We start from the raw sequence: 25,611 nt of genomic DNA, 5'->3' as shown, positions 1-25,611 counted from the left end.
CGGCGGCGGGTCTGGGGATGCGGCCCGTGGCCGGTCAGCGGTGGCGGGTGGCCTGGGCGGCGACGCGCTGGATGGCCTTGACGGCGACCTCGGGCTGGTCGACGTAGATGTAGTGCTCGCTGTTCTCGGCCGTGGTCAGCCTGCTGCGGGTGGACAGCTTGAGCCAGGCGCGCTGGCCCGCGGACCAGGCCCGCTCCAGCTTCGGCCCGTACGTGGGAATGGCGGCGAGGTACTGCTTGCCGTGCTTGAGCACCTCGACCGGGATCCGGCCGGCCGAACGGACCCTGCCGTCGGGGATGACCAGCTTCTCCGGGTTCTGCCCCGAGAAGATGGCGAGGTTCTGGGCGCGCAGTTCGGCGGCCGGGCCCGTGGCGGAGGCCGGGATGGCCTTCTTGAGGTCGGCGATCATGGTGGCCGGGGTCGCGTCCATCAGCACCAGGCCCTTGACCCGGTCGCGGTGCTCGGGGGCGTACCTGGCGGCGATCAGCCCGCCCAGCGAGTGCCCCGCCAGCACGACCGGCGCGTCACCGGCGATCCGGTCGAGCACCCCGGACAGGATCTTCCCGGTGCTCGTGAAGCTCTGCGGGCCGTCGGGCTGGTCGCTCGCCCCGGCGCCGAGCCGGTCGTAGGAGCACACCCGGTTCCTGCTGCTCAGCGTCTTCTGCAGCGCGGCCAGCTTCTCCACCCCGTCACCCGCGCCGTGCAGCAGCACCACGACCGGCTTGCCCCGCCCCTGGCGGCCCGAGCAGGACACGTTCACCTGCTTGCCCTCGACCTTGATCTTCTTGGTGCCGACGAACGGGTCGGCCTTGCGCCCGGCGAAGGGGTCCCAGCTCTCGGCGTTGGTCTTCGCGAAGGGGTCCCACTCGTCAGCCGAGGCAGCCGGTGCGCCAGCGATCCCCACGCCGACGACGGTGCAGCACAGTACGGCCGCAGCTGATGCCTTGAACGTGCGGAGCATGGCGTTCTCCCAGGTAGCTCATCGGCGCCGGGCGGATTCGCACCGGCGGTGGCGGGAAGCGGCTCGAACCGCTGTCGTCACGTCGACAACGCTAGGGAACCGGGGCACCACGGGTCGTCCCCGCACGGTGGACATTCGGGGATAGCTCGCACGGGGGACAAAGGCGCCGTACCTCGCTCCCCACGCTGTGAAGGGCCGTACGCCAGAGCGTGGCGGAATGCTTACCCTCGCCCTACTTTGAGCGCGCCGTTTGCGGTAAAGACATCCAGCATTCGACAACGGCTTCGGGGGGATCTGTGCCGGATACGCCATCCGGGCGCGCTCATGAGCGGCACGCGTCCGCCGCGCGGAGCCGGGCGGGAGGCGGGCCACCCGGACCGTTTCGTCCAGGATTCTGGCGCAACCCTCCCGGACCCTTTCGTCCGGGCTTCTGGCGCAGCCCGCTGCGCGGTCCCTGGCTCACGTCGGTGCTCGGCCTGGTCCTGCTCGCCGGTTTGACCGTCGTCGCGCTCACCGGTCTGCTGTCGTACGCCGCGTACGACCCCCGGCTGCCCGGCAACGACACGACCCCGGGCAAGGGCCTGCTGGGCTTCTACCTGTTCGACTGGCCGACAAGCCCGGCCTGGCTGTACCGGGTCACCCAGGGCGCCCACGTCATCCTGGGGCTGACGCTGGTGCCGGTGCTGCTGGCCAAGCTGTGGTCGGTGATCCCCAAGCTGTTCGACTGGCCGCCGACGCGCTCGCTCGCCCAGGCCGTCGAGCGCGTCAGCCTGCTGCTCCTGGTGGGCGGCGCCGGGTTCCAGTTCGCCACCGGCATTCTCAACATCCAGCTCTTCTACGTCTTCCCCTTCTCCTTCTACCCGGCGCACCTGTACGGGGCATGGATCTTCCTGGCGGCGCTGGCCGTGCACGTGGGCGTACGGCTGCCGGCCGCGATCCGCGCGGTGCGGTCCAGGGACCTGCGCCGCGAACTGCGTACGGGCCTGGCCGGCACGCGGCCCGAGCCGCCCGACCCCGACGGCCTGGTGCCGGTGGACCCGGCGCCGCCCACCATGTCGCGGCGCGGCCTGCTGGCGTTCGTCGGCGGCGGCTCGGCGCTGATGTTCGGCCTGTCGGCGGGGCAGACGCTCGACGGGCCGCTGCGGCGCACGGCGTTGCTGGCGCCGCACGGGCGCGAGTACGGGACGGGGCCCAACGACTTCCAGGTCAACAAGACGGCGGCGAGCCTCGGCGTCACCGAGGCGGACACCGGTGACGCGTGGCGGCTGATGCTCGTAGGCGCCGGGCGGGCGCTGCTGACCAGGGCGGATCTGCTGGCGCTGCCGCTGCACACGTACGCGCTGCCGATCGCCTGCGTGGAGGGCTGGTCGACCGAGCAGGTCTGGACCGGCGTACGGCTGGCGGACCTGGCCCGGCTGGCCGGCATCCCGCCCGGGGCGGCGGAGGTCACGGCCAGGTCGGTGCAGCGCGTGGGCTACTTCGGCCAGGCCTCGCTCAGCGCCGGCCAGGTGTCCGACCCTCGTTCGCTGCTGGCACTGCGGGTGAACGGCGCCGATTTGTCCCTCGACCACGGGTTCCCCTCGCGGATCATCGTGCCGAACGCCCCGGGCGTGCACAACACCAAGTGGGTGCGGGAGCTGGAGTTCCGCCGGGAGCCCCGGTGAACCGCGACGCCGGTCGGCGGACGGGCCGCTGGACACGCCGGCGGGCTCGCCGGCGGGCGGACCGAGCGGCGGACCGAGCGGCGGGCCAAGGGGCGGGCGCGTGGGCGAGGGTCTACGGGGCCGGGCCCTGGCATCTGCTGGGGCTGGTGGCCTGCTTCGTGGTCGCCGGTTACGCCGTCACCCGGGTGGTGGGGGCCGGCATCTGGCTGGGGTTCGCCGTGTGGTTCGTCGGCGCCGCCGTCTTCCACGATCTGGTGCTGTGGCCGCTGTACTCGGCGGCCGACGCCGTGCTCCGATCCCCTTCCAAACTCCGGGCGCGGCCGGACGGGCGGCCCCCGTTGATCAACCACGTGCGGGTGCCGGCCGCGCTGTCCTGCCTGTTGCTGCTGGTGTGGTTCCCGCTCGTCCTGCGCGGCGCCGAGCGCAACTACGTGGGCGCGGTCGGGCTGAGCACCTCCCCCTACCTGGCGCGGTGGTTGTGGATCACCGTGGCGCTCTTCGTCGTCTCGGCCCTGCTCTACGCGGTACGACGCTGGGCCGCGGGACGGCCGGATCGTTGAGCGGCGGCGCGATCGGCGATCCCGCGACGCTGTCGGACTGGCGGTCCTGCAGCGCGGTCTACGAGCACGGCCTGCGCGGCGGGCACGTGGAGGTCGAGTACGCCGACGGCCGCGTCCGGCCACTGGCCGCCGAGCGCTGGCTGCGCCCGATCGAGGGCGACGAGGACGTCCTGGCCCGGTGCGGCGGCCCCACGCTGGACGTCGGCTCGGGCCCCGGCAGGCTGACCGTGGCGCTCACCCGCAGGGGCGTCCCCGCCCTCGGCATCGACGTCACGCCCCTCGCCGTCGAACTGACCCGCCGCGCGGGCGGCCCGGCCCTGCTGCGCTGCGTCTTCGACCCCCTTCCCGGCACGGGACGGTGGGCGGAGGCCCTCCTGACGGACGGCAACATCGGCATCGGCGGCGATCCGGTGGCGCTGCTCACGCGCCTGCGGCAACTGCTCAGACCGGGCGGAACGGTCATCGCCGAGGTACGCCCGCCCGGCTCGAAGAGCACGGTGGACCGGGTACGGCTGCGTCACGACGGCCGTACCGGCGACTGGTTCGCCTGGGCGACGGTCTCCGCCGACGACATCGGCCCGCTCGCCGCCCGCTGCGGGTTCCCCACCACCGAACGCTGGAACGCGGCCAGGCGCTGGTTCGCCGTCCTGTCATGACCGTTCCGGCAGCGAGAGCGCGGGCCAAACCCGCCTCGCCCGTACGACGGAGCCCGTGACCACCGCCAGGGCGGCGACCGCGTAGGCGACCGTGCCGACGTGCTCGTGGACACCCAGGTACGCGGCGGCGCCCGCCAGCGGGATGCCGAGCCACTCCCACCGCCCGTCGAAGGCGGCGAGCGCGACGATCAGCAGGCCGTACCAGGAGTAGCCGGGCGTGAACAGCAGGAACGCGACCCCGGTCACCACCAGGGCCCCGTGCCACGGCCGGTCGGGGTCACCCCGGCGCAGCACGAGCACGGCAGCCACCGCGAGCAGGACGAGGGCCGCGGGCAGCGCCGCCGCGCCGGGCAGGACCAGCCGCAGCAGCGCGTACCTGGCGCCGCCGCCGGTGTCCGTGTCGTCGTACCCCTCCTCGTCCAGGTAGCCGAAGAGGTAGCCGAGGACCGAGGCGCGGGACGCGAGCACGTACGGCAGATAGGCGAGCGCCACGACGAGGACGGCGGGCCCGACGACCGCCGGTGCCCCGAGCACCCGCCGCCGCGCGGAGAGCGCTCCTGGCAGGGCCAGCGCGGGCAGGAACTTGACCGTGATCGCCCCACCGAGCAGCAGGCCGCCCCAGATCCTGTGCCGGCTCAGCACGGTCATGGCGGCGACGGTGAGCAGGACGCCGAGGATGTCGACGTGGGCGTTGTTCACCGCCTCCAGCGGAACGGCGGGACACCACGCCCAGCACGCGGCCCTTCGCTTGACCGCCGCCAGCAGGACCAGCGACGTCCCGAACGCCAGCAGCGCCCCGCCGATCTGGAATGGTTCGTACCGTGCGCCTTCCGGCGAGAGCCGATACACGACCAGGAAGTACAGCTCGGCCAGCGGCGGGTAGATCGTGTGCACGTCGGGCCGGTTGATCAGCGTGCACGTGCGGGCGGCCGGCCCCGAGTGGACGGCGTAGCGGTAGGGAAAGTCGCAGTCCACGCCCTCGGGGAAGAGCCAGCGCTCCCGCAGCGGGATGAGCGCGGGATCGGCGGGCGCGTGGGCGTAAGGGGAGACACCCGCCGCCTGCACCCGGCCGTCCCAGACGTACCGGTAGGAATCGGTGCTGGTCGTCGGCGGCGCGAGCAGGCCCGTGGCGGTCACCGCAGCCGCTCCGGCGATCACCAGGAACGCCGCCTGACGGGCCGGCACCCTGCGCAGCGTCCACACCGCCGCCGCGAACAGCACCCAGGACACCGCGTACCAGCGGATCAGGCTCGCGCGCTCAGCGGGGTGACCGGCGCTCATCGTCAGCACGAGCGCGCCGACCAGGGCGAACAGCAGCACGACCGTCCCGGCGACCCGGCGGCGGGCCGCGCCGTCGAGCGTCATCTTCTCTCACCGCGTCTCGTGGAAACCCCTCTCCGGTGGCGCGGCCCGTCAGGCCAAGGGGGCGGTGGCGAACTCCTTCATTCCCTCGGTGAAGCCGATGCGTGCGTGGAAGCCGAGCTCAGCCCCCGCCCGGTCCGGCGCGGCCACGATGTGGCGGACGTCGCCCAGCCGGTACTCCCCGGTGACGACCGGATCCGGGCCCCCGTGCTGCGCCGACAGGGCCGCGGCCAGCTCGCCCACGGTGTGCGGGTGCCCGCTGGCGATGTTGTAGGCGGCCAGCGTTCCCGGCGCGCCACCGGCCAGGGCGGCCACGTTCGCGTCGGCGACGTCACGGACGTGGACGAAGTCGCGTCGCTGGCCCCCGTCCTCGAACACGCGCGGCGCCCGCCCCGCCTCCAGCGCCGACCGGAAGATCGCCGCCACGCCCGAGTACGGGGTGTCCCGCGGCATCCTGGGCCCGTACACGTTGTGGTAGCGCAGGGCGACGGCGGTGCCGCCGGTCTCACGCGCCCAGTTGGCGGCCAGATGCTCCTGCGCGAGCTTGGTGGTGGCGTAGGCGTTGCGCGGGTCCGTCCGCGCGTCCTCGTCGATGGCGGCCGGGAGCACGTCCGCGCCGCAGCGGGGACAGCGCGGCTCGAAGGAGCCCTTCGACAGGTCCTCGGCGGTACGGGGGCCGGGGCGGACCCGGCCGTGCCCGGCGCAGTCGTAGGCGCCTTCGCCGTAGACCACCATGGAGGAGGCCAGCACGAGCCGCCCCACCCCGTGGCGGGCCATCGCGGCCAGCAGCACCGCCGTGCCGTACACGTTGGCCGCGGCGTAGTCGGGCAGATCGGCCACGTCGACGCCGAGCCCGACCTTGGCCGCCTGGTGCACGACCGCGTCGGCGTCCGCCAGCGGCCGGGCGAGCGCGGCTGCGTCGCGTACGTCGTCGCCGCACCGCAGGTCGAAGGCGGTCACCTCGTGGCCCCGCGCCTCCAGCGCCTCGACCACGTGACTTCCGATGAACCCGGCCGCACCCGTCACCAGCACCCTCATCGCGGCACCCCCAGCCCGGCCAGCGCGGCGGCGTAGCGGGACCCGGGGACGAGCGCCGCCACCTCGACCGCGTCCGCCATGGTGTCCACGTCGGTCAGGGAGGGCAGCGTGGCCACGCTCATCCCGGCCTCCTTCAGTCCGCGCAACAGGATCTCTCCGGTGGACGGCGTCGACATCGGCACTCCCACCAGCAGTGCCGGGTCGGGGTCGCGGAGCCCGAGCAGCCAGAAACCGCCGTCGGTCGCGGGGCCGAACACCGCGTCGTGGCCGCCGAGCAACCCCAGGGCGTCGGCCACAAGGGAGGCGGTGACCTGCGGGGTGTCCATGCCGATGAGCACCGTGGGTGCCGGCCGCAGCCGGTGAGTGTCCTCGAAGGCCGCGGCCAGCCGTTCGTCCAGACCACCGCCCCGCTGCGGCAGCACGGTGAAGCCTGGAGGAAGCCAGGGGCCGGGGGCGCCGTCGAGCGCGAGCACCCGGCCGGCGGCCGGCACCCGGGCGACGGTACGCAGCGTGTCCTCCAGCGCGGCGCGGGCCAGCCCGGCGGCCTCTTCGGGGGTGAGCGGCGGCACGAGCCGCGTCTTCACCCGCCCCGGCACGGGCTCCTTGGCGATCACGATGATCTGCCCGCGAAGAACACCGTCTTCGCGATCCGCGTTCACGCGCCGCCGCCCATCGCGCCACCGTGCGTCGCGCCGGCGCCGTTCGCCCGGCCGTACGCCGCGTTCACGCGGTCCCGTTCTGGCGGAGCATGACGCGGCGCATGTCGCCGACCGCCCGCAGCGTGCCGCGTACCGTACCGGTGACCTTGGATCTGCCCTGGCGGGGCAGGTAGTCGACGTCGGTCTCGCCGATGCGCCAGCCCGCCGCGCCCGCCCGCAGCACCATCTCCAGCGGGTAGCCGAAGCGCCGGTCCACCAGCCCGAGCGCGAGCAGTGGCAGGCGTTCGCAGGCCCGCATCGGCCCCAGGTCGCGCAGCCGGACCCCGGTACGGCGGTGCAGCCCCCTGGCCAGTACGGCGTTGCCGAGCCGCGCGTGCACCGGCCACGACGCCCCCGGCTTCAGGACCCGCCGGCCCAGGATCAGATCGGCCTCCCCCGCCACCACGGGATCGCACACCCTGGACAACTGCTCGGGATCGAGCGACGCGTCGGCGTCCATGAAGCACACGACGTCCGACACCGCGGCCGCGAGGCCCGCGTGGCAGGCGGCGCCGAACCCGGGCCGGGGCTCGCGCACCACCGTCGCGCCGAGCTCGGCCGCGATCCGCGCGGAGCCGTCGGTCGAGCCGTTGTCCACGACGATCGGATGGAAGCCGTCCGGCATCCGCCCGAGCACCCACGGCAGGGCGGCCGCCTCGTTGAGGCAGGGCAGCACCACGTCGATCTTCATGTCACCGACGTTATGGAGACATCCGCCCGCACACCCTGACGAACGGTGCCGTCTTTCCGAGTGTTGACCTGCCCAGAAGGCATTCCTGGCCGTCGCAGAGGCGCCGGACGGTACCCCTGGCTATACCCCCATTGGCCCGTACGCGGGAACGACTCGAAGGGCCCTCCGCTGATGTGCTGATCACTGTCAGTCAAGCGCTCCCCAAGGAGAGAGAGAAATGACAGTCGACAGCCGGCCGGTGGCCGAGCAGCATCCGGGACAGGCCGGTCTCGGGGGTTTCATCCGCCGGCGTCCGCTGGTCAGCTTCTTCGTCCTGGCCAACCTGCTGAGCTGGGTCGCCTGGGTGCCGTACGTCCTGTCCACGAACGGCCTCGGCGTCCTGAACTTCGGCTTCCCCGAGTTCCTCGGCACCTCGCAACTGCTCGGCGTGCTCCCCGGCGCCTACCTCGGCCCCATCTTCTCCGCCTACCTGGTGACCAGGGTCGCGGAGGGCAAGGAGGGCGTGCGCCGATGGATCGGGCGGATGACCAAGTGGCGGGTCAGCTGGGTCTGGTACCTGGTGACCGCGCTCGGTGTCCCCGCCGCCATCGTCGTCACCGGTCTCGCGCTCTCCGACGAGAAGATCAGCATGCCGTCCGTCGCCGTGCTGGTGGCGTACGTGCCGGGTCTGCTGCTCCAGATGGTCACCACGGGTCTGGCGGAGGAGCCGGGCTGGCGTGACTTCGCCCTGGCCCGCATGCAGCGCAAGTTCGGCCCGCTGGGCGCCACCGTCATCCTCGGCCCGCTGTGGGGTGTGTGGCACCTGCCGCTGTTCCTGAGCGAGTGGGGCGGGTGGCCGGACGTCACCTGGCTGCGGGTCGCCGAGTTCGTCGCCTTCGCCTGCGTCTTCAGCGTGGTCGTCACCTGGGTGTTCAACCGAACCGGCCAGAGCCTGCCCCTGATCATGCTGCTGCACGTCAGCGTCAACAACTTCATGTCGATCGCCTACTCGGAGGTGTTCCCGACGCTCGCCACGGCCGAGCAGGCGTCCCGCGTCACCCTGCTGGCCGGCACCGCGGCGGCGATCCTGGTGCTCGCCGCGACCCGAGGCCGCCTCGGCTACCGCCCGCCCGCGGAGCCGGCGCATCAGAGCTGAACGCGAGCGGGTGCGGGACCGAGATCGGTCCCGCACCCGCCGCGCTCGTCCGGACGGTCAGGGAGAGACGACTTCCAGGTCACCCGAGTCGCTGGTCAGCTCGATCAGGCGGGGCGCCGAGTCGTCGACGGAGGCCTTGATGTTCTTGCCGCCCGAGTCGGTCGTGGCGACCACCTTGTACGGCCCCTCCGGCACGTGGACCGAGATCCGGCCCGAGTCGGTGGTGGTGGTGACCTTGTCGGGCGCCCCGGTGAACGTGAGCCCGACCTGACCGGAATCGGTCTTCGCGGCGACCTGCCTGCCGGACAGCCCTTCGGCCTCGATCGCCCCAGAGTCGGATCGCGCGTCCAGCTCGCCGGACAGGCCGGTCAGCGTCAGGGCGCCGGAGTCGGAGGTGACCTTGACCCGCAGCCCCTTGGGCACCTCGACCTTGTAGCTCACGTCGCAGGACGTGCCCGCGGCCCCCCATCCCCAGGTGGAGGGGCAGTCGAAGCTCAGGGCGAGCGTGTCACCCCGCACCTGGTGGCTGGTCTCCGGCTTGTTCTTGCGCCAGCTCAGCACCTCGGTCACGTGGATGCCCTGCCGCTGCGACTCCACCACCTCGATCGAGCCGGAGTCGGTCTCCACCTGGAGGGCCGCCACCTTGTCGGCGACGTCGTACGCGACGGTGTCCTGCTCCGCCGGACCGCCGATCCCGCACCCCGTCAGCGCCACCGCCACGCCCAGCAGACCCGCGATCGTGGCCACACGCTTCATCCTCATGTCCCCCGATTCTGCGGCACGCGGGCGGCGCGGGCGTCGGGGAGGTCCCTGAGAACGTCCCTGACCCGCCCCTGGGGGCACCGGGTCCGCATCGAACCCCCGCCCAGCACTGGACAACCCGGCGTTTACGTGATCTGACGGAAGAGGTAAAAGCACCGACGATCGCGAACAGGAGTACCGGAAATGAGTGACACACCACAACTGAACACCGCCGGTACCGCGCTGCTGGAGCGGGCCCGCGACCTGCGCGCGCTGATCGACCGGGAGGCCGGGCAGGCAGAGGCCCAGGGCAGGCTCACCGACCCCGTCGTGGACGCCCTGCACGAGGCCGGGATGTTCGGCATGTGGGTGCCGGCCCCGCTGGGCGGCGCCGAGCTCTCGCCCAGGGAACTGCTGGACGTGCTCGCGGAGCTCTCCTACGCCGACCCCTCGACCGGCTGGGTGGTCATGGCGGCCAGCCTGGCGAACGGCACGGGCGGCGCGTACCTGGGCGACGACGCCGTCGAACGGATGTACGCGGGCCCGCGGATGCCGCTCATCGCGGGCCAGGGCACCCGGCCGGGCGTCGCCGTCCGGGAAGACGGAGGGTTCCGTCTCAGCGGGCAGTGGGGCTTCGCCTCCGGCATGCTGCACGCCCAGTACTCCCACAGCCTGGGCATCATCGAGGGCACCGACGAGGGACGGATCTTCATCACCCCCATCGACGAGGTCAAGCAGCTAGGCAACTGGGACGTCCTCGGCCTGCGCGCGACGGGCAGCATCGACTACGCCATCGACGGCGTCTTCGTACCGGAGTCGCGCAGCCACGTCTTCGACCTGAACGAGCCCCTGCGCGGCGGCGCGATCTACCGGCTGGGGCTGCTCGACCAGGCGCTGATCTGCCACTCCTCCTGGGCGCTCGGCGTCGGACGGAGGCTGCTCGACGAGCTCGCCAGGCACGTGGGGACCCGCGCGGGGCGGCCGGGCCAGATCGCGAGCAGTGACGCCTTCCACACCGACTTCGCCCGCGCGGAGGCGGGGTTCCGGGCGGCGAAGGCGCTGGTGCACGAGACGTGGGACGACGCCGAGCGCACGCTGGCCGCGGGCGGGCGGCTCGACGTGCGGCAGGAGACGATGGTGCGGCTCGCGCTCAACCACCTCACCTGGACGCTGGCCGAGGTGGCCGACTTCGTCTACGCCTCGGGCGGCACCTCGGCGCTGCGCGACGGGCTGATCCAGCGGCTGTTCAGGGACGTCCACGCGGGCACCCAGCACATCACCTCGGGCCCGCAGGCGCTGCGCGAGTGCGGGCGCGAGCTGGCGGGGCTGGCCCCGGGCGAGACGTGGCACCTCTTCGCCCTGGAAGCGTGACAGCGTCTGGGGTCAGCGTCTGGGGTGCGCGCCTGGGGTCAGCGCCAGATCTCCGCGACGCGAGTCGCGGCGGCGCGGCCCTGGGCGTAGCCGGCTTCGGCGCTCGGCGTGCGGGACGACGGGTCCAGCGCGTCGGCGCCGAACGCGGCCAGCGCGGCCTCGTCCGGCTCGATCACCTCGACCGTGCCCGGGAGCCGCCCCCACGACGGCTCCTCCGGCTCGGGCATGGGAGCGAGCACCACGACGCGATCGAACCCGGCCGCCAGGTCGGCGTTGACCATCGTGCGTATGCCGCCGTCCATGTACCGGGCCCCGTCGATGGTGACGCACGGCCACACACCGGGAACGGCGCAGCTGGCCGCCACCGCGTCCACCAGCTCGACCCCGGAGCCCGGGTCGAACAGCCGCGGCTCTCCGGTGGCGGCGTCCACGGCCACGATCACCAGGTCCCGCTCGGGCCACTTGTGCACGGGCAACCGCGCCTCGATCACCTCACGCCGCGCGGCCTCGGGGACCGTGGCGGCGGCCAGCGCCATCGCGCCGATCGCACGCCGCTGCTCCCCGGCGTCGAGCGAGCTCTCGGAGATGCGCTCGAACATGGCCCACAGCTCCTCCATCGGCACGCCGGACTGGAGCTCGGCGTTCTGCAGGCCGGGGTCGGTCTGGCGGGCGAGCAGCTCGGTCAGCGTCAGGCCGCTGGTGACCTGGGCGGCCACCGTGGAGCCGGCCGAGGTGCCGATGATCCGGTCGGCGCCCGTGACGTCTGCCCCGCCGTCCGCGAGCCCGGCCAGCACGCCGGTCTCCCACGCGATCCCGGCGAGTCCCCCGCCGCCCAGCACCAGTGCCCGCCTGATCTCACTCATCGGTCCTCCACACGTGGCCGCTCATCCGGCATCTACCCGCTCATCGCAACACCGGCCACCCGCGATGCCATCCCCCATCGGACCCGAAAGGACCGGCCGCCCACCGAGCCGAGCCGGGCACGGGGGCGGGCCGGGCACGGGGGCGGGCCGGGCACGGGGGCGGGCCGGGCACGGGGTGGGCCGGGCACGGGGTGGGCCGGGCGCGAGGACGGGCCGGGACCTGTTCCTCATGCGAGGCGCACGCGAACCGTCACAGAGGCGCCCTCCCGGTCGGCCAGGCGCCCGAACCTGAGCCCGCCCCGGGCCGCGACCGCGTCCCCTTCCAGCACGCCGGCGACAGGCCGGGGCAGCGTGACGGACAGTTCGCCCAGGTCGCGGCGGGGATCGGCGACGGTCACGGTGGCGCTCCCGCCGGGCCGCTCGCGCACCAGCACCGCGCACGGGGCCGAGACGGTCAGGCCGCCGGCGGTGCCCGCGTTCCAGAAGCAGGCCGCCGTCAGCCCCAGCGCGGGCACCTGCACGGCCTGCACCCGGGCGGTGTTGGCCGGCACGCGCACCCGTCCGGGATCCGCGGCGCGTAACCGGGTCTCCCACGGCGTCGCGCCGGGCAGCAGCGTGTAGGCGTAACCGGCGTCGCGCGGATCGACGCCGTGATCCAGCCAGAGCGTCGTGTAGTCCCTGCTCACCCCGCCGCCCGCGCGGCGATCCCGCAGCGTGCGCAGGACCTGCGGGCCCGGCACGAGGTAACCGCCGTGCCCCTCGACGTGCGCCCATCCCTCCCCCGTGGTGAGCGCGGCACTCGTCCTGCGGTTGTCCACGATCGTCTCGACGGCCACGCCGTCGCCGGCCGTGATGCCCGCGCCCAGGCAGACGACGGCGTCGTCGAGGAAGAACCACGACTTGAACGCCTCCATCGTGCTCTCCAGCCCGCTGAGGTGCTGGCCGACGGCCGCGTACGTGCCGTCGCTCGCCCCGCCCACCCACCGCCACGGCGTACGGGTGTCGCCCCATCCCGCCCCGGCCCCGTCGGGCAGCCGCCGGGTGGAGACGGTCGTGCCCGGCAGCCGGTAGGGGTCCACGGTCGGCCAGAACGCGTCGGAGTATTGATCGCCCGAGCCCTCGGCCCACCAGTAGAGCATCCCCGAGCCGGTGTGCCAGCCGCGCAGGTTCTCGCCGTTGCCGTGCTCGTAGTGGCCGATCCGGTGCGAGGCCATGCTGAGCGCCGCGCACCAGCCCGGCGCCCGGTGCACGGCCCTGGCGCTCATGGGCAGCAGCCGGTGCCCGAGCGGCTCGGGCGCCGCGGGCACGGCGTCGTCGTCCATGATCACCGTCAGGCGGGCGTGCAGCGCGGGGTCGGCGTGCCGCAACACCGGCCGGTACGTGCCGCGTACCGCCCAGCCCTTCACCATCGCCTGCCAGCGCGCCCGCACCTCGGTCGGCGCGCTCTCCCCCAGCAGCAGCACCGCGGCCGCGATGGCCCGCCCGCTCTCGTGGTCGCCGAACGCCCTCCTGCCGACCGACCGGCCGCGGACGAGGTCCATGCAGGCGCCGTCGCGGACGAAGGGGGCGAATGACCGCTCGACCGTGTCGAACACGTTCGTGTCGGTGAGCTCCCAGGGTGATCCGCGCAGCACCGCGTACAGCGTGGCCAGCCCCGACAGCAGCGTCACCCCGTAGGTGCCCTGGTAGGGCACGTAGGAGTGCTGGATGTACGACCCGTCGCGGTAGAACCCGTCGCCGTCGGAGACCAGCCGGAACACCGGCGCCAGCGCGGCGACGGCCGCCCGCGCCCGCTCGTGGTCGTCGTCGAGCATGGCCCGCAGCAGCGTCACCAGGCACAGGTCCACCCGGTTGGCGGCGGTGCTGGTGCCGCCGTAGGAGGCGAGCCGGCTCAGTGGCACGAAGTGGTCGACCGCGTCCCTCAGCTCAGCACTCGCCTGCCCCGTCAACACGGCCGCGTCGAGCAATGCCTTCGGCACGCCGATCTGCCAGTGCCACCAGTTGCCTGCGGGCTCGGCGCCGGCCGCGTAGACATGCCGGACATAGTGACTCATGCCCTCGGCGACCGCCCTCGCCAGCTCAGGACGCTCGTCCAGCGCGTACGCCAGCGCCATGACCCGCAGCCGCCGCGGCGTGGCCGTGAACGAGGGGAACCGCTCGTCCGGCCAGAGCCAGGACGGCCCCGGCGCCATCGTGTCGCGGTAACGGGCGGCGGCCCGCGCCAGCTCACGGTACGGCCGCGCCCTCGGATCGCCCGGCGGCCCCGTCGCCACCTCCCGCCAGCGGTGGCGCAGCAGCGTGAACGTGTCGTCCGGCGTGTGCGCGGCCCGTGCGGGCGTCAGCGCCCCCAGCGTCCCCGCCGCGCCCACGCCGCCGAGCCGGAGGAACGATCGCCTGGATGGCAGCGGCACGCCTCGATTATCACGCGCCGCGCAGGCCGGTGAACCAGTCGAGGATGCGCGGCAGGGCGCGGAACGGAGAGGTCATGTGGTCCACGTTCCCGACGTCGGTGAACGTCGCCTTGACCCCGCTCGCCTTCAGCTCCTTCAGGCAGAGGCGGGAGTTGGCGACGGCCACGTCCTTGTCGCCGCGCCCGGCGTAGAGCCGGACGGGCACGCCGGGCCGCCAGCCGGCGCAGGTGACGTCGTTGACCAGCATCGCGTGCAGCAGCGAGCCCGACGGCTCGGCCATGCGCTTGAGGTAGGCGGCGGTGACCAGGTCGCGGGGCGAGGCGGGCAGCCCGGCCGCGATCTCCTCGAAGCTGTGGTGCCCGTCGAAGAGCCGCTCCACGGCCGGGTCCTAAAACACCTCGGACGGGGAGTCATACAGGTGGTGCAGCCGGTTCATCGAGACCGTCCAGTACGCCAGGTAGAACGTGGCGCTGTGGGGGTCGAGCCGGCCCTTGAGCAGCGCGGGCATCTCGGCCCTGCACACGTGGAACGGCCCCGCGATCGGTGCGACGTGGTGGGCGTGCCGTCCACGGCGACGGTGCGGTAGACGACCGCGTACAGGTCGGCGCCCTGCGGCCGGGGCGGCACGGGGAAGCCGCCCTCGGTGAGCGTGGCCTCGACCTGCTCGGCCGACAGCCGCGCCAGCAACTCGGCGGAGACCACCGAGCCTCTGCCATCGACGGTCACGCTCCTGGACGATGTGGTGGAGGACATCTCGGATCGGGTCAGGTCGGACGTCCCCGATCGCGAGGCGGAGGACGTCCCGGTCGCGGCCAGCGCGGCCGGAGCGGTCGCGGTGGCCAGGACGAGCCCGGCGCAGGCGAGGGCGAGCAGCCGGGTCTTCATGGAGGTCTTCATGGCACGAAACGCTAGGGATCGCGGCGTCCGAGCCTCATCCCGCGCTCCGCCCAGCTCATGGTGGTGCCCGCCCCCTTTACACCGGCAGGACCGCCCCCGCCCGTTTCATGGTCCTGATGATCGGCCCCGTCTCGATGTGCCGGATGGCGGGCAGCGCGCCCACACTGTCGGTCAGGTAGCGGTAGAGCGCGGCGTCGTCACGGCAGACGATGCTGGCCGTCAGGTTGGTCGGCCCCGTCGTCGCGCCCGCGAACGCCACCTCGGGATGCTCCGCCAGCGCCCGCCCCGTCGCGTCGAGCTCGGCCGGCGGCACCGACATCCACAGCTGGGCCTCCACCTGATAGCCGAGCAGCGTGGGCAGCACGTCCATGTCGAAGAAGAGGGCGCCCGCCGCGCAGAGCTGTTCCATCCGGCGCTTGACCGTCGACTCCGACCAGCCCGTCACCGCCGCCAGGTCCGCGTAGCCGGTACGCCCGTCGCGCGACAGCGCGTCCACCATCGCCTGGTCGCCGGGCCCGAGCGTGAGCCGTTCGCCGTCGCCGCGCGGCCCGCGGACGCGCTCCGCCGCCAGGTGCGCCACCTGGTCGGGCGAGAGCACGGCCAGCCCCGACCAGCCGATCCGCCCGCCCACGAACGTGTGCAGGGTCCGGTGCGCCGACACCGACAGCACCCGGTTGGTCCGCGCGAGCTTGTCGAGCAGCAGCGACTCGCGCTCCTTGGCGGTGCGGTGCAGCGTGCCGCTGGAGATCTCCGTGCCGCCGGACAGCAGGTGTACCCAGAACGTGTCGGAGCGCCGCGCGAGCGCCTCGGCGATCGACACCGCCGCGTCGGGGGTGCAGCGCAGCCTGATCGCCCACGACTCGTAGCCGAGCCGCCGCCCGTCCACGACGCCGACCACCCGCAACATGCCGCTGGAGCGCAACCGGCGGTAGCGGCGCGCCACCCGCTGGTCGGACACCCCGAGCACCTCGGCGATGCGGTTGAACGAGGCCCGCCCGTCGACCTGGAGCGCGTGCATCAGGCCCCGGTCCACCTCGTCCAGCTCAACGATTTCCACCACCACAGGCTAGCTCACACGGAAAACCTGCAGAACAGCCGCTGTTGCTGGTGGGAACCCGCATCCGGGCCGCACTGTGGTCGCCATGACCCAAACCCGGATCCCCGAGACCGCGACCACCTCGTGGTCGCCTCTGGTGGCCGCCTGCCTGGGAGCCTTCATGCTCCTCGTGGACGTCACCATCGTCATGGTCGCCCTCCCCGACATCACCGCCGATCTCGGCATGTCCTTCACCGGCGGGCAATGGCTGCTCGACGGCTACGCGCTGGCGCTGGCCGCCCTGCTACTGGCCGCAGGATCGTTCGCCGACCACACGGGGCGGCGCAAGGTGTACCTGGCGGCGCTGGCCGTGTTCGCGCTGGCCTCGCTGGCCTGCGGGCTGGCCCCCTCCGGCGGCGTGCTGCTGGCGGCCCGCGTGGTGCAGGGGGCGGCGGCCGCGGCCATGATGGCCACCACCCTCGCCCTCATCAGCGCCACCTACCACGGCCGGCGGCGCGGCATCGCGTTCGGCGTGTGGGGCGGCGTGAACGGGGCCGCCGCGGCCGTCGCGCCCGTGCTCGGCGGCCTGCTCACCGAGCACCTGCACTGGCGGGCCATCTTCCTGGTGAACCTGCCCATCACGCTGATCGCCGGCTGGCTGACCGTGCGCGGCGTGGAGGAGTCGCGCCTGCCCGGCGGGGCCAGGCTCGACTGGATCGGCATGGCCACGTTCACGCTGGCGGCCGGCGGGCTCACGTACGGGCTGATCGAGGGCGGCGAGCACGGCTGGACGGCGGCGCGGACGCTGGTGCCGCTCGGCGCGGCGGCGGTGGCGCTCGCGGCCTTCCTCGTCGCCGAGACGCGCGGCGCGAACCCCATGCTGGACCTGCGCCTGTTCGCCGACCGGTCGTTCAGCGGGATCATGGCGGGCGCCGGGCTGCTCATGCCGGCCGCGTTCGCCTGCCTGGCCTTCACCTCGCTCTGGCTGCAGCAGGACCTGCGGCTCGGCCCCGTGACGGCGGGGCTGGCGCTGTCGCCGATGGCCCTCTCCTCGCTGGTGACCTCCGTGGCCGCCTCCCGGCTGCTGCCGACGCTGACGCCGCGCGCCGCGCTCGGCGGCGGGCTGCTGCTGATCGGCGCGGGTTCGTTCCTCCAGGGCCTGCTCGGCGCGGAGTCGGACTGGCCGGCGCTGGCGCCCGGCCTGATCGTCGTCGGCGTCGGCGTCGGGCTGGCCGTGCCCGCGCTCAGCTCCGCCGCCATGGCCCACGCCCCGGCCGGACGCGCCGGCATGGCGGCCGGCACGGTGAACACGGTCAGGCAGCTCGGGTACGCGCTCGGCATCGCGGTGCTCGGCATCGTGTACCAGGGCGGCGGACCGGCGTACGCCATGCTCAACGACGTCTACCGGGTCAGCGCGCTCACGGGTGTGCTGGCGGGCCTGCTGGTCCTGGTCACCATCACGGGAGCGGCCACGCGCCGCGCTTGAGCCGGGCCTGCGCGGTCCTCAGACCCCGGCTCTGATCGGCACGACGTTGCCCGCCGTGCCCTGGCGCGGGAGCGCGAACCAGGTGGCCTTGCCGACGAGGTCGGGGCGGGTGACGTAACGCTGGGGGTGGCAGCCGTAGAAGCCGTCGGAGAGCCTGGCGATGATGCGCAGGCCGCGTCCGTGCTCGGCCGCGAGGTCGTGGGGGGCCTGGGCGGGCAGCAGCGGGCTGCTGTCCACGACCACGCACATGATCTCTCTGGCGTCCACGTGCAGCCCGAGTTCGTACGGTTCGGCGCCGTACATGAGGGCATTAGTGATCAATTCGCTCACCATGAGAACGGCGTCGTCCATGACCTCGGAAGAAAGGGAGAGTTGTGACAATTCCGTGCGAATGACAGCTCGTGCCCGCCCCACTGTCCTGACGTCGTCGTGCAGCGGCCACGCGTACTGCATCCGGCTCCGCCGAGTCGATCGCAGCCTGGTCATGGCATCTGTCTCCTGTGCCGATGGGCAACGGATGCGCGTTTCGCTTAACAAGAGGACCTGCCCGGGGGTTGTCGTACATCGCCGTCGAAACATGTACGTACGGGAAGGCGTTTTGGGTCGATTCTTCGGCGAGAAATCGCCATTGTTTTGCCGGTCGCTCGAAACGGCGGCGCCGTGCCGGGTACTGACTCCCGCATGAGCAGTCCTGACGAGCACAAGTCCAAGATCGACGGCAAACGCGAACGCCACCGCCCCGCCGAGCCCGTGCCCGCCGGCCGCAAGGCCCTGGAGCAGGCGCTGTCGGAGTCGGGCATGGCCATCGAAGATCTCATCGGCCCCGGCGGCCCGGCATGACCCCGCACGACACGAACCCTGCAGCGAGGTCGCCGCGCGACACGAGCCTCGCGGACGGAGAGCCGCACGGCACGAGCCCCGCGGCGGGGGTGCCGCAGTCCGCCGGCGTCAGTTCCGCAGCAGGGACCACACGACGGCCGGCGTCAGAGGGACGTCGGTGACCCGGTCGGCGATCTCCGGGAGCGCGGCGGCCACCGCGTTGGCGATGGCGGCCGGCGGCCCGATCGTGCCGGCCTCCCCGACGCCCTTCATCCCGCCAGGGGTGAGCGGCGACGGCGTCTCCAGCAGCACGACCTCGATGCCGGGCACCTCCCGCGTGGTCGGCGGCAGGTATTCGGCGATCGGCTGCCCGTCGTCGGTGTAGCCGATCTCCTCGGTCAGCGCCTGGCCGATGCCCTGGGCCACGCCGCCCGTGAGCTGCCCCTCCACCACGGCGGGGTTGACCAGCACGCCGGCGTCGTTGACCACCCAGTAGCGCTCCACCTCGACCGCGCCGGTCTCGGGATCGACGGCCACGGCCGCCGCGTGGGCCCCGTACGCGAACGCGTAGCCCTCCGGGTCGTAGCTGACCCGTTCCTCAAGGCCGGGCGCGAACCCCTCGGGCAGGTCCCAGCCGCGCCAGGCCGAGGTGGCCAGCTCGCGCAGCGTCAGCGACGCCCGCGGATCGCCCTGCACCCGTACCGCCCCGTCGGCGATCTCCAGGTCGCCGGCGTCGGCCTCAAGCCGGTGCGCGGCCAGGGCCAGCAGCCTGGCCCGCAGCCGCGCGGCGGCCCGCACGAGCGCGCCGCCGCCGACCGCCAGCGAGCGGCTGGCGATCGCCCCGATCGACGAGTACGGCGTCGTCGCCGTGTCCCCCAGCACCACCCGCACCCGCTCGATGGGCACCCCCACCCGGTCGGCCGCGATCTGGGCCAGCGCCGTCTCGATCCCCTGCCCCATGGAGACCACCCCGGACGACACCACCACGGACCCGTCCTGCTCCATCCGGAGGATCGCCGTCTCGTAGCCGCCCGCCGCCGCGTTGATGGCCTTCATGTCCATCGACGGCCCCATGCCGGTGCTCTCCACATGGCAGGAGAAGCCCACGCCGCGCCGGCGCCCGTCGTCTTTCTCGACCGGCCGGACCAGGTCGCGCAGCGTGCGCAGGGCGCGCGGGTAGTCGCCGGAGTCGTACGTCTGGAAGACGCGCGTCGTGTACGGCAGCTCCTCCGGCCGCAGCATGTTGCGCAGCCGCAGCTCGACCGGGTCCAGGCCGAGCCTGCGGGCCGCCTCGTCGATCAGCCGCTCCCTGGCCAGAGCGGCTTCCGGCTGGCCGAAACCGCGGTAGGAGCCGGTCGGCGTGGTCGTGGTGACGACGCCGCGCACCCGTACGGCGAAGCGGTCGAACCGGTACGGCCCGGGCAGCAGCGTGGCGGTGACCGCGAACGTCGAGCCGCCCACGTTCGACGGATGGGCGCCAAGGTCGCCGAGCACGTCCACGTCCATGGCCACGAAGCGCCCGTCGCCGTCGAGCGCGAGCCGTCCCCTGTGCACGCCCTGCCGGGCGGGCAGCGTGGCGAACAGCCGGTCGCCCGGCGACTCCGACCAGCTCACCGGCCGGCCCAGCCGCATCGCGGCCAGGCAGGCGAGCGTCTCGTCCGGGTAGACGTGCTCCTTGCCGCCGAACCCGCCGCCGGTGTCGCGGCTGATGACGCGGACCCGGTCGTGGGACAGCCCGAGCGCGTCGGCCAGGTGTTCGCGGGCGTGGTGCGGCGCCTGGGAGGACAGGTGGACGGTCAGCTCGTCGTCGGCGTAAGAGGCCACCACGCCGCGCGGCTCCAGCGGGTACGGCGAGACCCGGCCCATCCTGAAGGTCATCTCGACGACGTGCTCGGCCCCCTCGACAGCGTCGGCGCAGTCGTCGTCGCCCATGGTGAAGTCGAAGAGCACGTTGCCGCCGAGCTCGGGATGGAGCGGCGGCGCGTCGGCGGCCAGCGCCCGCTCGGCGCCGACCACGGCGGGCAGCTCGTCGAGGTCCAGGTCGAGGAGGTCGCCGGCGTCCCTGGCGGCCTCCGGGGTCTCGGCGACGACGATGGCGAGCGGCTGGCCCACGTATCTGACGGCGTCGTCCAGCACGGGGTAGGACGTCATCGGCTGGCCTGGCATGACGGTCACGCAGGGCAGGCGGAGATCGGCGGCGTCGGCGGGGAGTATGACGTCGAGCACGCCCTCGACGGCCCGCGCCGCCTTGACGTCGCAGCCGAGCAGCCGGCCGTGCGCGACGGGGCTGCGCACGACGTGCGCGTACGCCATGCCCGGCAGGCGTACGGAGGCGACGTATCTGCTCTTTCCCGTCAGCAGTCTGGCGTCTTCCCTGCGTGGCGTCCGCGCGCCGACATACCCGTTCCCCATGGGCCGATTGTGCGCGCTGCCCGGGCGGCGGTCTATACGATCCGCGGGAAAGAGCACGTCAGCGGGGGGTAACGATGCAGACTTTCCTGCCATATCCGGATTTCGCGGCTTCGGCTGCGGTGCTCGACCCGCTGCGGCTGGGCAAACAGCGCGTCGAGACGTTGCAGGTCCTGCGCGCCCTCACCGTCCCCGGGTACGGCTGGCGGCACCACCCCGTCGTGAAGATGTGGGCCGGTTACGAGGAGGCGCTCGTACGCTACGGGCTGGAGATGTGCCGCCACTGGTGCTCACTCGGCCGCGCCGACACCTGCGCGGACACCATGACCACCGAGATCGCCCTGCTGCGCGGCACGCCCGTGGTCCGCGCGCAGGCCGAGCTGGCGGCGGCCGGGGAGCTGCCGCCCTGGCTCGGCGATGAGAAGCTGCACCTCAGCCACCGCTCGGCGCTCCTGCGCAAGGACCCCGGCTTCTACCGGCCGGTCTTCGGCGACGACGACCCCGACGACCTGGACTACGTCTGGCCCCGCTCCGACCGCCTGCCCGCCTGACCGTCCCGCCGTTCATTCGCGGGCCATCACCCGGATGAGCTGGGCGACACCGCCGCCGAACAATGCCACCCCGATCGGCAGGTGAAGGACCGTCATGTGCGCCAGCCCCAGGAGCGCCGCCGCGACCGTGAGCACCAGCAGCGCCGCGGCCGGCCCGACGAACCTGGCGGACCCGCCGCCGGGCCGCCAGACCAGGATCGCGGCGACCAGGTGAGCGAGCCCGATGACGCCCAGGGCGATGCCCGAGTTCTCGTGCAGCGCCCGTCCGCCGGGCGAGGAGAGCAGCATGCCCGCCGTCACCGCCTGGAACAGCAGCGCGACGACGTGCAGGACGACCACTGCCTTGAGCGCCTGCATCGGCCAGGGGGCGGTGGCGGGCGGGGTGGCGAGGGTGTGGTGCGCGGTCATGATCGCTCTCCTTGAATGGTTTCGGCCTGTACGCCGCCCGCCCCGCTCCGAACGGCCCCTTCACCAGCTCCCCCGCCGCCGGCCTTGCCGCCACCGGCGTGCCCGGCACCAGGACGTCCGGCTGCTGTGATGCGGACCTCCACGTGCGCGGCGGCCAGGATCGCCCCGAAAGCGCACAGCCGTACCAGGTCCTCGTCCGTACGGGCGCCGCCGCGCCAGGCGGCCACGTCGGCGTCCGTCACCCGGTACGGCGCCAACGCGGTGAGCAGGACCAGCCGCGCCCCCGCGCGGTCACCGGCGGGCAGGCCGGCCAGCGGCTCGTCCAGCCAGGCGGTGCCCATCGGCGGATGCGCGCCGTCCCAGCCCGCGACCGCGCGGGTCACGGCCGCCCGCGCCGGACCGCTGAGCAGGTCGCCACCGGCTTCCGCGACGGCCTTGAGCGTGGCGTACGCGGTCCCGGCCGGAGCCCCGTCCGCCCAGCCGGGCTCAGCACGGGCGGGCAGCCCGGCGATCAGCGGCAGCCCCGCCCCGGGAGCCGCCGACCTGCGCACCGGGCCCGCCATCGCCCGCCCACCCACACTCCTGACCAGGCGGAACCTCTGCAGGTTGCCCGGCATGAGGTTCTCGGTGAGCAGCGCGGAGGCGATCCGGTTGATGAAGTGGAAGCTCAGCGCGGTCCCGACGTACTCGGGCGCGAGCGCGTCAGGGTACGGCCGCGCCGCCCCGGGCGACCTGGCCCAGGCCAGCAGCGCGGCGTGCCCGGGATCCGCGGGCACCTCGCCACGGGCGATGCTCTCGCCCAGCCGGTGGTCACCGGTGGCGTGCAGCAGCGTCGTGTGCGCGGCCACGCAGAACGTGCACTGGTTGGCCAGCGAGACCCCCAGTGCCACGACCTCCTTGCCGGTCCTGGGCGCCGCCCCGGCCAGCAGCGACTCGCGCAGCGTGACCCAGGTCGCGGCCAGCACCTCCTCGGCAGGCGACAGGGTCAGGAACACCGCCATGCGCGCCATGCCGAAGTCCTCGGCGAGCTGGGCGTACACCTGCGCCGTCCGGCCGGTGGCGAGCCTGGCCGGTATGGGGGTGACGTAACGGAAGGAGCCGGCCATCATCGGCTCCCGCACCGGATCGTGTCCATGGCCGAATCGTCCTGCGCGGACCCGCCGCCGGTCATCGGCCGTGGGGAGACTTCCGTGGCTACCGCCGGCGGCCGGGAACCGGAACGCGTACTTCGCCGGTAGTAGTGCGGAATCACTTCCCCGCGCCGATGAGCCCGCCCGGAACTCGTTCTAATCTGCAGGGATGAGCTCTGTGCACGCGTGGCGGCCGGTCGCCGTGGACGGCGCGCTGGCCGTCGTGGTGGCCGTCCTGCAGTCGGTCACCGTGCTGGCCAACCCCGACGCGGGCGCCCTCGACCTCGTCGCCGTGCTGGCCGCCTCGGCCGCCCTCGTCGCCTGGCGGCGGGCGCCCCTGGTTCCGCTGCTGGTCAGCACGCTCGGCATGCTCGTCTACGCGGCGCACGCGCAGCCGGGCCCGCCCGCCGCCTTCCCGGTGATGGTGGCGGTCTTCGGCGCGGTACGCGCGGGGCACCGGGTGCTGCCCGCGCTGGCCGGCACGCTCTTCCTGGGCGTCACGCTGGCGGCCAACCTGGCCGGCGCGGCGTCCGGGCAGGACCCCCAGACGCTCGTCCAGGGGACGGTGCTGCTGCTGGGCTGGTTCCTGGCCGCCGGGGTGGGGGGCACGGTGACCAGGCACCGGCAGGCGTACCTGGAGCAGGCCGAGCAGCGCGCCGCCGAGGCCGAGCGGACCCGCGAGGAGGTGGCGCGGCGGCGCGCGGGCGAGGAGCGGCTGCGCATCGCCAGGGAGCTGCACGACACGCTCACCCACAGCATCTCCGTGATCAAGGTGCAGGCCGGGGTGGCGGTGCACCTGGCGCGCAAGCGCGGCGACGAGGTGCCCGCGGCGCTGCTCGCCATCCAGGAGGCCAGCGGCGACGCCATGCGCGAACTGCGCGCCACCCTGGAGGTCCTGCGCGACGACGACGCACGGGAGCGGGACCCGCACGACAGCCCAGACGGGGGCCCGCACGAGCACCTGCACGAGCGCCTGGACGAGCATCTAAACGGGGGCCCACGTGAGCGGGCGGAGCCGGTCAGACCTGAGCCGAGCGGGCTCGACCGGCTCGACGACCTGGTGGACCGGGCCCGCTCGACCGGCCTGCCCGCGACGGTGACCGTCTCGGGCGAGCGCAGACGGCTGCCCGTGGAGGTCGACCGGGCCGCGTACCGGATCGTCCAGGAGGCGCTCACCAACGTCTCCAGGCACGCGGGCGGCGCCGCCGCCTCGGTGCGCATCGACTACGGAGGGACGGAGCTGGTCGTGCAGGTGGAGGACGACGGCGCGGCCAGGAGCGACGCGCCGCCCGTGCCGGGCGTGGGCCTGGTCGGCATGCGCGAGCGCGTCACGGCGCTCGGCGGCCGGCTGCGGGCCGAGCCCCGCGCCGAGGGCGGCTTCACCGTACGGGCGGAGCTGCCTCTGGGGGACCCGTCGTGATCCGGGTGCTCCTCGCGGACGATCAGGCGCTCATCCGGGGCGGTTTCCGCGCCCTGTTGGAGGCCGAGGACGACATCGAGGTGGTGGCCGAGGCCGCGAACGGCGAGCAGGCCGTCGCGCTCGCCCTCGCGCACCTGCCCGACGTGGCGCTCGTCGACGTGCAGATGCCGGTGATGGACGGCATCGAGGCGACCCGGCGCATCGCCGGCGACGAGCGGCTGAGCGGTGTGCACGTGGTGATCCTGACCAACTACGGCCTCGACGAGTACGTCTTCGACGCGCTCAGGGCGGGCGCGGGCGGCTTCCTGGTCAAGGACACCGAGCCGGTGGACCTGCTGCAGGGCGTCAGGGTGGCGGCCAGGGGCGACGCCCTGCTGTCGCCCTCGATCACCCGCCGCCTGATCGGCGAGTTCGTCGCCCGCCGCCCCGAGCCGGACCACCGGGGCCTGGACGTGCTGACCAACCGTGAGCGCGAGGTGACCGCCCTGGTGGCCCGCGGCCTGTCCAACGACGAGATCGCGGCGCACATGGTGATCAGCCCGACCACCGCCAAGACCCACGTCAGCAGGGCCATGACGAAGCTGCACGCCCGTGACCGGGCCCAGCTCGTGGTCTTCGCGTACGAGTCGGGACTGGTCGTTCCCCGGGCGGGTCGCTGAGCCCCCTTTCGCACCCCTCGTGGTGGAATGGGCTCAGGAGGCGACGTGGGCATCATTTCGCGCGGTTTTCAGGGCAGGCGCAGAGACGCGGGCGACCGGCTGCCACCCGGCCAATACCTGGTGGACGACTTCCCCGTGCTGTCGGCGGGGCCGACGCCCCGGGTGCCGCTCGACCGGTGGGAGTTCGCCATCGACACCGAGGCGGGCGAGACCCACCGGTGGTCGTGGGAGGAGTTCCTGGCGCTGCCGCAGCAGACGCCCACGGCCGACATCCACTGCGTCACCAAATGGACGAAGCTCGACACCACCTGGGAGGGCGTCTCCCTGGACGTGCTCATGGAGGACGTGGAGAGCGCCGCCGAGTACGCGTTGATCTACTCCTACGGCGGCTACACCACGAACCTGCCGCTGGAGGACCTGCTCGACGGCCAGGCGTGGATCGTGCACCGCTTCGACGGCGAGGAGCTGGAGCCCCGCCACGGCGGCCCCGCCCGGCTGATCGTGCCGCACCTGTACTTCTGGAAGTCGGCCAAGTGGGTCCGCGGCATCCGCCTGCTGAACGAGGACTATCCGGGCTTCTGGGAGACGGCCGGCTACAACAACTACGGCGACCCGTGGCGCGAGCAGCGTTACGAGGGCGACTAG

The 25,611-nt window shown here is 73.4% G+C and carries 26 protein-coding genes; 11 read left to right on the top strand and 15 right to left on the bottom strand.

Going from position 1 to position 25,611, the window contains the following annotated elements; translation table 11 throughout:
- Nucleotides 1-34: 34 nt before the first annotated feature.
- Nucleotides 35-961 carry an alpha/beta fold hydrolase gene (locus tag AB0C27_RS09105; protein WP_357840079.1) on the bottom strand — a complete coding sequence of 309 codons (927 nt, stop codon included), beginning with the start codon at nt 959-961 and terminating at the stop codon, nt 35-37.
- A 467-nt stretch (nt 962-1,428) separates the two neighbouring features.
- Between AB0C27_RS09105 and AB0C27_RS09100 the strand changes: the two genes are divergently transcribed.
- The 3 genes from AB0C27_RS09100 to AB0C27_RS09090 are packed head-to-tail and all read left to right on the top strand — an operon-like array spanning nt 1,429 to nt 3,841.
- Nucleotides 1,429-2,625 (top strand): molybdopterin-dependent oxidoreductase, encoded by a 1,197-nt coding sequence (locus AB0C27_RS09100; protein WP_357840076.1) that lies wholly within the window; start codon nt 1,429-1,431, stop codon nt 2,623-2,625.
- A complete protein-coding gene (locus tag AB0C27_RS09095) occupies nt 2,622-3,185 on the top strand; it encodes a hypothetical protein (RefSeq protein WP_357840073.1) in 564 nt (187 codons plus the stop codon). The genes AB0C27_RS09100 and AB0C27_RS09095 overlap by 4 nt, the downstream gene beginning before the upstream one ends.
- Entirely contained in the window at nt 3,182-3,841 is a 660-nt protein-coding gene (locus AB0C27_RS09090; protein ID WP_357840070.1) for a class I SAM-dependent methyltransferase, read from the top strand. The genes AB0C27_RS09095 and AB0C27_RS09090 overlap by 4 nt, the downstream gene beginning before the upstream one ends.
- On the opposite strand, the gene AB0C27_RS09085 is transcribed toward AB0C27_RS09090, so the two are convergent.
- The 4 genes from AB0C27_RS09085 to AB0C27_RS09070 all read right to left on the bottom strand — a co-directional run bounded on the left by AB0C27_RS09085 (nt 3,836) and on the right by AB0C27_RS09070 (nt 7,630).
- The gene (locus AB0C27_RS09085; RefSeq protein WP_357840067.1) at nt 3,836-5,206 is read right to left on the bottom strand and encodes a glycosyltransferase 87 family protein; all 1,371 of its coding nucleotides are present in this window, start codon (nt 5,204-5,206) and stop codon (nt 3,836-3,838) included. The two genes, AB0C27_RS09090 and AB0C27_RS09085, sit on opposite strands and share 6 nt — an antisense overlap.
- A 48-nt stretch (nt 5,207-5,254) precedes the next feature.
- A complete protein-coding gene (locus tag AB0C27_RS09080) occupies nt 5,255-6,241 on the bottom strand; it encodes an NAD-dependent epimerase/dehydratase family protein (protein ID WP_357840064.1) in 987 nt (328 codons plus the stop codon).
- On the bottom strand, nt 6,238-6,855 hold the full coding sequence (locus tag AB0C27_RS09075) for a TIGR04282 family arsenosugar biosynthesis glycosyltransferase (RefSeq protein ID WP_357840062.1): 618 nt from the start codon (nt 6,853-6,855) through the stop codon (nt 6,238-6,240). Before AB0C27_RS09075 ends, AB0C27_RS09080 begins: the two co-directional genes overlap by 4 nt.
- 109 nt (nt 6,856-6,964) lie before the next feature.
- Entirely contained in the window at nt 6,965-7,630 is a 666-nt protein-coding gene (locus AB0C27_RS09070) for a glycosyltransferase family 2 protein (protein ID WP_357840059.1), read from the bottom strand.
- A 217-nt stretch (nt 7,631-7,847) separates the two neighbouring features.
- On the opposite strand from AB0C27_RS09070, the gene AB0C27_RS09065 reads away from it, so the two are divergent.
- Nucleotides 7,848-8,765, top strand: a complete 918-nt coding sequence (locus AB0C27_RS09065; protein ID WP_357840056.1) for a type II CAAX endopeptidase family protein — start codon at nt 7,848-7,850, stop codon at nt 8,763-8,765.
- A 57-nt stretch (nt 8,766-8,822) separates the two neighbouring features.
- Here the strand turns inward: AB0C27_RS09065 and AB0C27_RS09060 are convergent, their stop codons facing one another.
- Entirely contained in the window at nt 8,823-9,527 is a 705-nt protein-coding gene (locus AB0C27_RS09060) for a DUF4097 family beta strand repeat-containing protein (RefSeq protein ID WP_357840053.1), read from the bottom strand.
- Between the two features lie 183 nt (nt 9,528-9,710).
- Between AB0C27_RS09060 and AB0C27_RS09055 the strand changes: the two genes are divergently transcribed.
- Nucleotides 9,711-10,877: an acyl-CoA dehydrogenase family protein gene (locus AB0C27_RS09055; protein WP_357840050.1), complete on the top strand. Its 1,167-nt coding sequence runs from the start codon at nt 9,711-9,713 to the stop codon at nt 10,875-10,877.
- A gap of 38 nt (nt 10,878-10,915) precedes the next feature.
- Here the strand turns inward: AB0C27_RS09055 and AB0C27_RS09050 are convergent, their stop codons facing one another.
- The 5 genes from AB0C27_RS09050 to AB0C27_RS09030 form a co-directional block, all read right to left on the bottom strand.
- Nucleotides 10,916-11,740, bottom strand: coding sequence for a patatin-like phospholipase family protein (locus AB0C27_RS09050; protein ID WP_357840047.1), 825 nt, complete (start codon nt 11,738-11,740; stop codon nt 10,916-10,918).
- Nucleotides 11,741-11,967: 227 nt separating this feature from the next.
- Nucleotides 11,968-14,151: a polysaccharide lyase 8 family protein gene (locus AB0C27_RS09045; protein ID WP_357840046.1), complete on the bottom strand. Its 2,184-nt coding sequence runs from the start codon at nt 14,149-14,151 to the stop codon at nt 11,968-11,970.
- A gap of 10 nt (nt 14,152-14,161) precedes the next feature.
- On the bottom strand, nt 14,162-14,530 hold the full coding sequence (locus AB0C27_RS09040) for a hypothetical protein (protein WP_357840043.1): 369 nt from the start codon (nt 14,528-14,530) through the stop codon (nt 14,162-14,164).
- A gap of 53 nt (nt 14,531-14,583) precedes the next feature.
- Nucleotides 14,584-15,048, bottom strand: coding sequence for a hypothetical protein (locus AB0C27_RS09035; RefSeq protein WP_357840040.1), 465 nt, complete (start codon nt 15,046-15,048; stop codon nt 14,584-14,586).
- 76 nt (nt 15,049-15,124) lie between these two features.
- The gene (locus AB0C27_RS09030) at nt 15,125-16,105 is read right to left on the bottom strand and encodes an Lrp/AsnC family transcriptional regulator (RefSeq protein WP_357840037.1); all 981 of its coding nucleotides are present in this window, start codon (nt 16,103-16,105) and stop codon (nt 15,125-15,127) included.
- An 85-nt stretch (nt 16,106-16,190) separates the two neighbouring features.
- Here AB0C27_RS09030 and AB0C27_RS09025 point away from each other — a divergent pair, with 85 nt between their 5' ends.
- Complete coding sequence (locus AB0C27_RS09025) at nt 16,191-17,570, top strand: DHA2 family efflux MFS transporter permease subunit (RefSeq protein ID WP_357840034.1); 1,380 nt, start codon at nt 16,191-16,193, stop codon at nt 17,568-17,570.
- 18 nt (nt 17,571-17,588) lie between these two features.
- Here AB0C27_RS09025 and AB0C27_RS09020 read toward each other — a convergent pair whose 3' ends face one another.
- Nucleotides 17,589-18,023, bottom strand: coding sequence for an ATP-binding protein (locus tag AB0C27_RS09020; protein ID WP_357840684.1), 435 nt, complete (start codon nt 18,021-18,023; stop codon nt 17,589-17,591).
- 228 nt (nt 18,024-18,251) lie between these two features.
- On the opposite strand from AB0C27_RS09020, the gene AB0C27_RS09015 reads away from it, so the two are divergent.
- Entirely contained in the window at nt 18,252-18,410 is a 159-nt protein-coding gene (locus AB0C27_RS09015; RefSeq protein ID WP_357840031.1) for a hypothetical protein, read from the top strand.
- Between the two features lie 108 nt (nt 18,411-18,518).
- Here the strand turns inward: AB0C27_RS09015 and AB0C27_RS09010 are convergent, their stop codons facing one another.
- Nucleotides 18,519-20,801: a xanthine dehydrogenase family protein molybdopterin-binding subunit gene (locus AB0C27_RS09010; protein WP_357840028.1), complete on the bottom strand. Its 2,283-nt coding sequence runs from the start codon at nt 20,799-20,801 to the stop codon at nt 18,519-18,521.
- Nucleotides 20,802-20,875: 74 nt separating this feature from the next.
- On the opposite strand from AB0C27_RS09010, the gene AB0C27_RS09005 reads away from it, so the two are divergent.
- Nucleotides 20,876-21,349, top strand: coding sequence for an MSMEG_6728 family protein (locus AB0C27_RS09005; RefSeq protein ID WP_357840025.1), 474 nt, complete (start codon nt 20,876-20,878; stop codon nt 21,347-21,349).
- A 12-nt stretch (nt 21,350-21,361) separates the two neighbouring features.
- Here the strand turns inward: AB0C27_RS09005 and AB0C27_RS09000 are convergent, their stop codons facing one another.
- Together AB0C27_RS09000 and AB0C27_RS08995 are read right to left on the bottom strand one after the other, a co-directional pair.
- On the bottom strand, nt 21,362-21,757 hold the full coding sequence (locus AB0C27_RS09000) for a hypothetical protein (RefSeq protein WP_357840023.1): 396 nt from the start codon (nt 21,755-21,757) through the stop codon (nt 21,362-21,364).
- On the bottom strand, nt 21,754-22,878 hold the full coding sequence (locus AB0C27_RS08995; protein WP_357840021.1) for a carboxymuconolactone decarboxylase family protein: 1,125 nt from the start codon (nt 22,876-22,878) through the stop codon (nt 21,754-21,756). The genes AB0C27_RS09000 and AB0C27_RS08995 overlap by 4 nt, the downstream gene beginning before the upstream one ends.
- Before the next feature lie 178 nt (nt 22,879-23,056).
- Between AB0C27_RS08995 and AB0C27_RS08990 the strand changes: the two genes are divergently transcribed.
- The 3 genes from AB0C27_RS08990 to AB0C27_RS08980 are packed head-to-tail and all read left to right on the top strand — an operon-like array spanning nt 23,057 to nt 25,611.
- A complete protein-coding gene (locus tag AB0C27_RS08990) occupies nt 23,057-24,307 on the top strand; it encodes a sensor histidine kinase (protein WP_357840018.1) in 1,251 nt (416 codons plus the stop codon).
- Nucleotides 24,304-24,966 carry a response regulator transcription factor gene (locus AB0C27_RS08985; protein ID WP_357840015.1) on the top strand — a complete coding sequence of 221 codons (663 nt, stop codon included), beginning with the start codon at nt 24,304-24,306 and terminating at the stop codon, nt 24,964-24,966. The genes AB0C27_RS08990 and AB0C27_RS08985 overlap by 4 nt, the downstream gene beginning before the upstream one ends.
- Nucleotides 24,967-25,011: 45 nt before the next feature.
- Complete coding sequence (locus tag AB0C27_RS08980) at nt 25,012-25,611, top strand: sulfite oxidase-like oxidoreductase (RefSeq protein WP_357840012.1); 600 nt, start codon at nt 25,012-25,014, stop codon at nt 25,609-25,611.

Origin of the sequence: Nonomuraea sp. NPDC048882, from assembly GCF_040649755.1 — a bacterium.
Lineage (GTDB): Bacteria > Actinomycetota > Actinomycetes > Streptosporangiales > Streptosporangiaceae > Nonomuraea > Nonomuraea maheshkhaliensis.
This window is presented reverse-complemented; position numbering and strand designations above follow the sequence as displayed.

Coding starts and splice junctions, on each gene's coding strand:
- AB0C27_RS09000 (WP_357840023.1), bottom strand. CDS start 21,757: ATGACCGCGCACCACACCCTCGCCACCCCGCCCGCCACCGCCCCCTGG.
- AB0C27_RS09065 (WP_357840056.1), top strand. CDS start 7,848: ATGACAGTCGACAGCCGGCCGGTGGCCGAGCAGCATCCGGGACAGGCC.
- AB0C27_RS08990 (WP_357840018.1), top strand. CDS start 23,057: ATGAGCTCTGTGCACGCGTGGCGGCCGGTCGCCGTGGACGGCGCGCTG.
- AB0C27_RS09080 (WP_357840064.1), bottom strand. CDS start 6,241: ATGAGGGTGCTGGTGACGGGTGCGGCCGGGTTCATCGGAAGTCACGTG.
- AB0C27_RS09060 (WP_357840053.1), bottom strand. CDS start 9,527: ATGAGGATGAAGCGTGTGGCCACGATCGCGGGTCTGCTGGGCGTGGCG.
- AB0C27_RS09035 (WP_357840040.1), bottom strand. CDS start 15,048: ATGAAGACCTCCATGAAGACCCGGCTGCTCGCCCTCGCCTGCGCCGGG.
- AB0C27_RS09085 (WP_357840067.1), bottom strand. CDS start 5,206: ATGACGCTCGACGGCGCGGCCCGCCGCCGGGTCGCCGGGACGGTCGTG.
- AB0C27_RS09010 (WP_357840028.1), bottom strand. CDS start 20,801: ATGGGGAACGGGTATGTCGGCGCGCGGACGCCACGCAGGGAAGACGCC.
- AB0C27_RS09025 (WP_357840034.1), top strand. CDS start 16,191: ATGACCCAAACCCGGATCCCCGAGACCGCGACCACCTCGTGGTCGCCT.
- AB0C27_RS09070 (WP_357840059.1), bottom strand. CDS start 7,630: ATGAAGATCGACGTGGTGCTGCCCTGCCTCAACGAGGCGGCCGCCCTG.
- AB0C27_RS09050 (WP_357840047.1), bottom strand. CDS start 11,740: ATGAGTGAGATCAGGCGGGCACTGGTGCTGGGCGGCGGGGGACTCGCC.
- AB0C27_RS09105 (WP_357840079.1), bottom strand. CDS start 961: ATGCTCCGCACGTTCAAGGCATCAGCTGCGGCCGTACTGTGCTGCACC.
- AB0C27_RS09055 (WP_357840050.1), top strand. CDS start 9,711: ATGAGTGACACACCACAACTGAACACCGCCGGTACCGCGCTGCTGGAG.
- AB0C27_RS09020 (WP_357840684.1), bottom strand. CDS start 18,023: ATGCAGTACGCGTGGCCGCTGCACGACGACGTCAGGACAGTGGGGCGG.
- AB0C27_RS09005 (WP_357840025.1), top strand. CDS start 20,876: ATGCAGACTTTCCTGCCATATCCGGATTTCGCGGCTTCGGCTGCGGTG.
- AB0C27_RS09015 (WP_357840031.1), top strand. CDS start 18,252: ATGAGCAGTCCTGACGAGCACAAGTCCAAGATCGACGGCAAACGCGAA.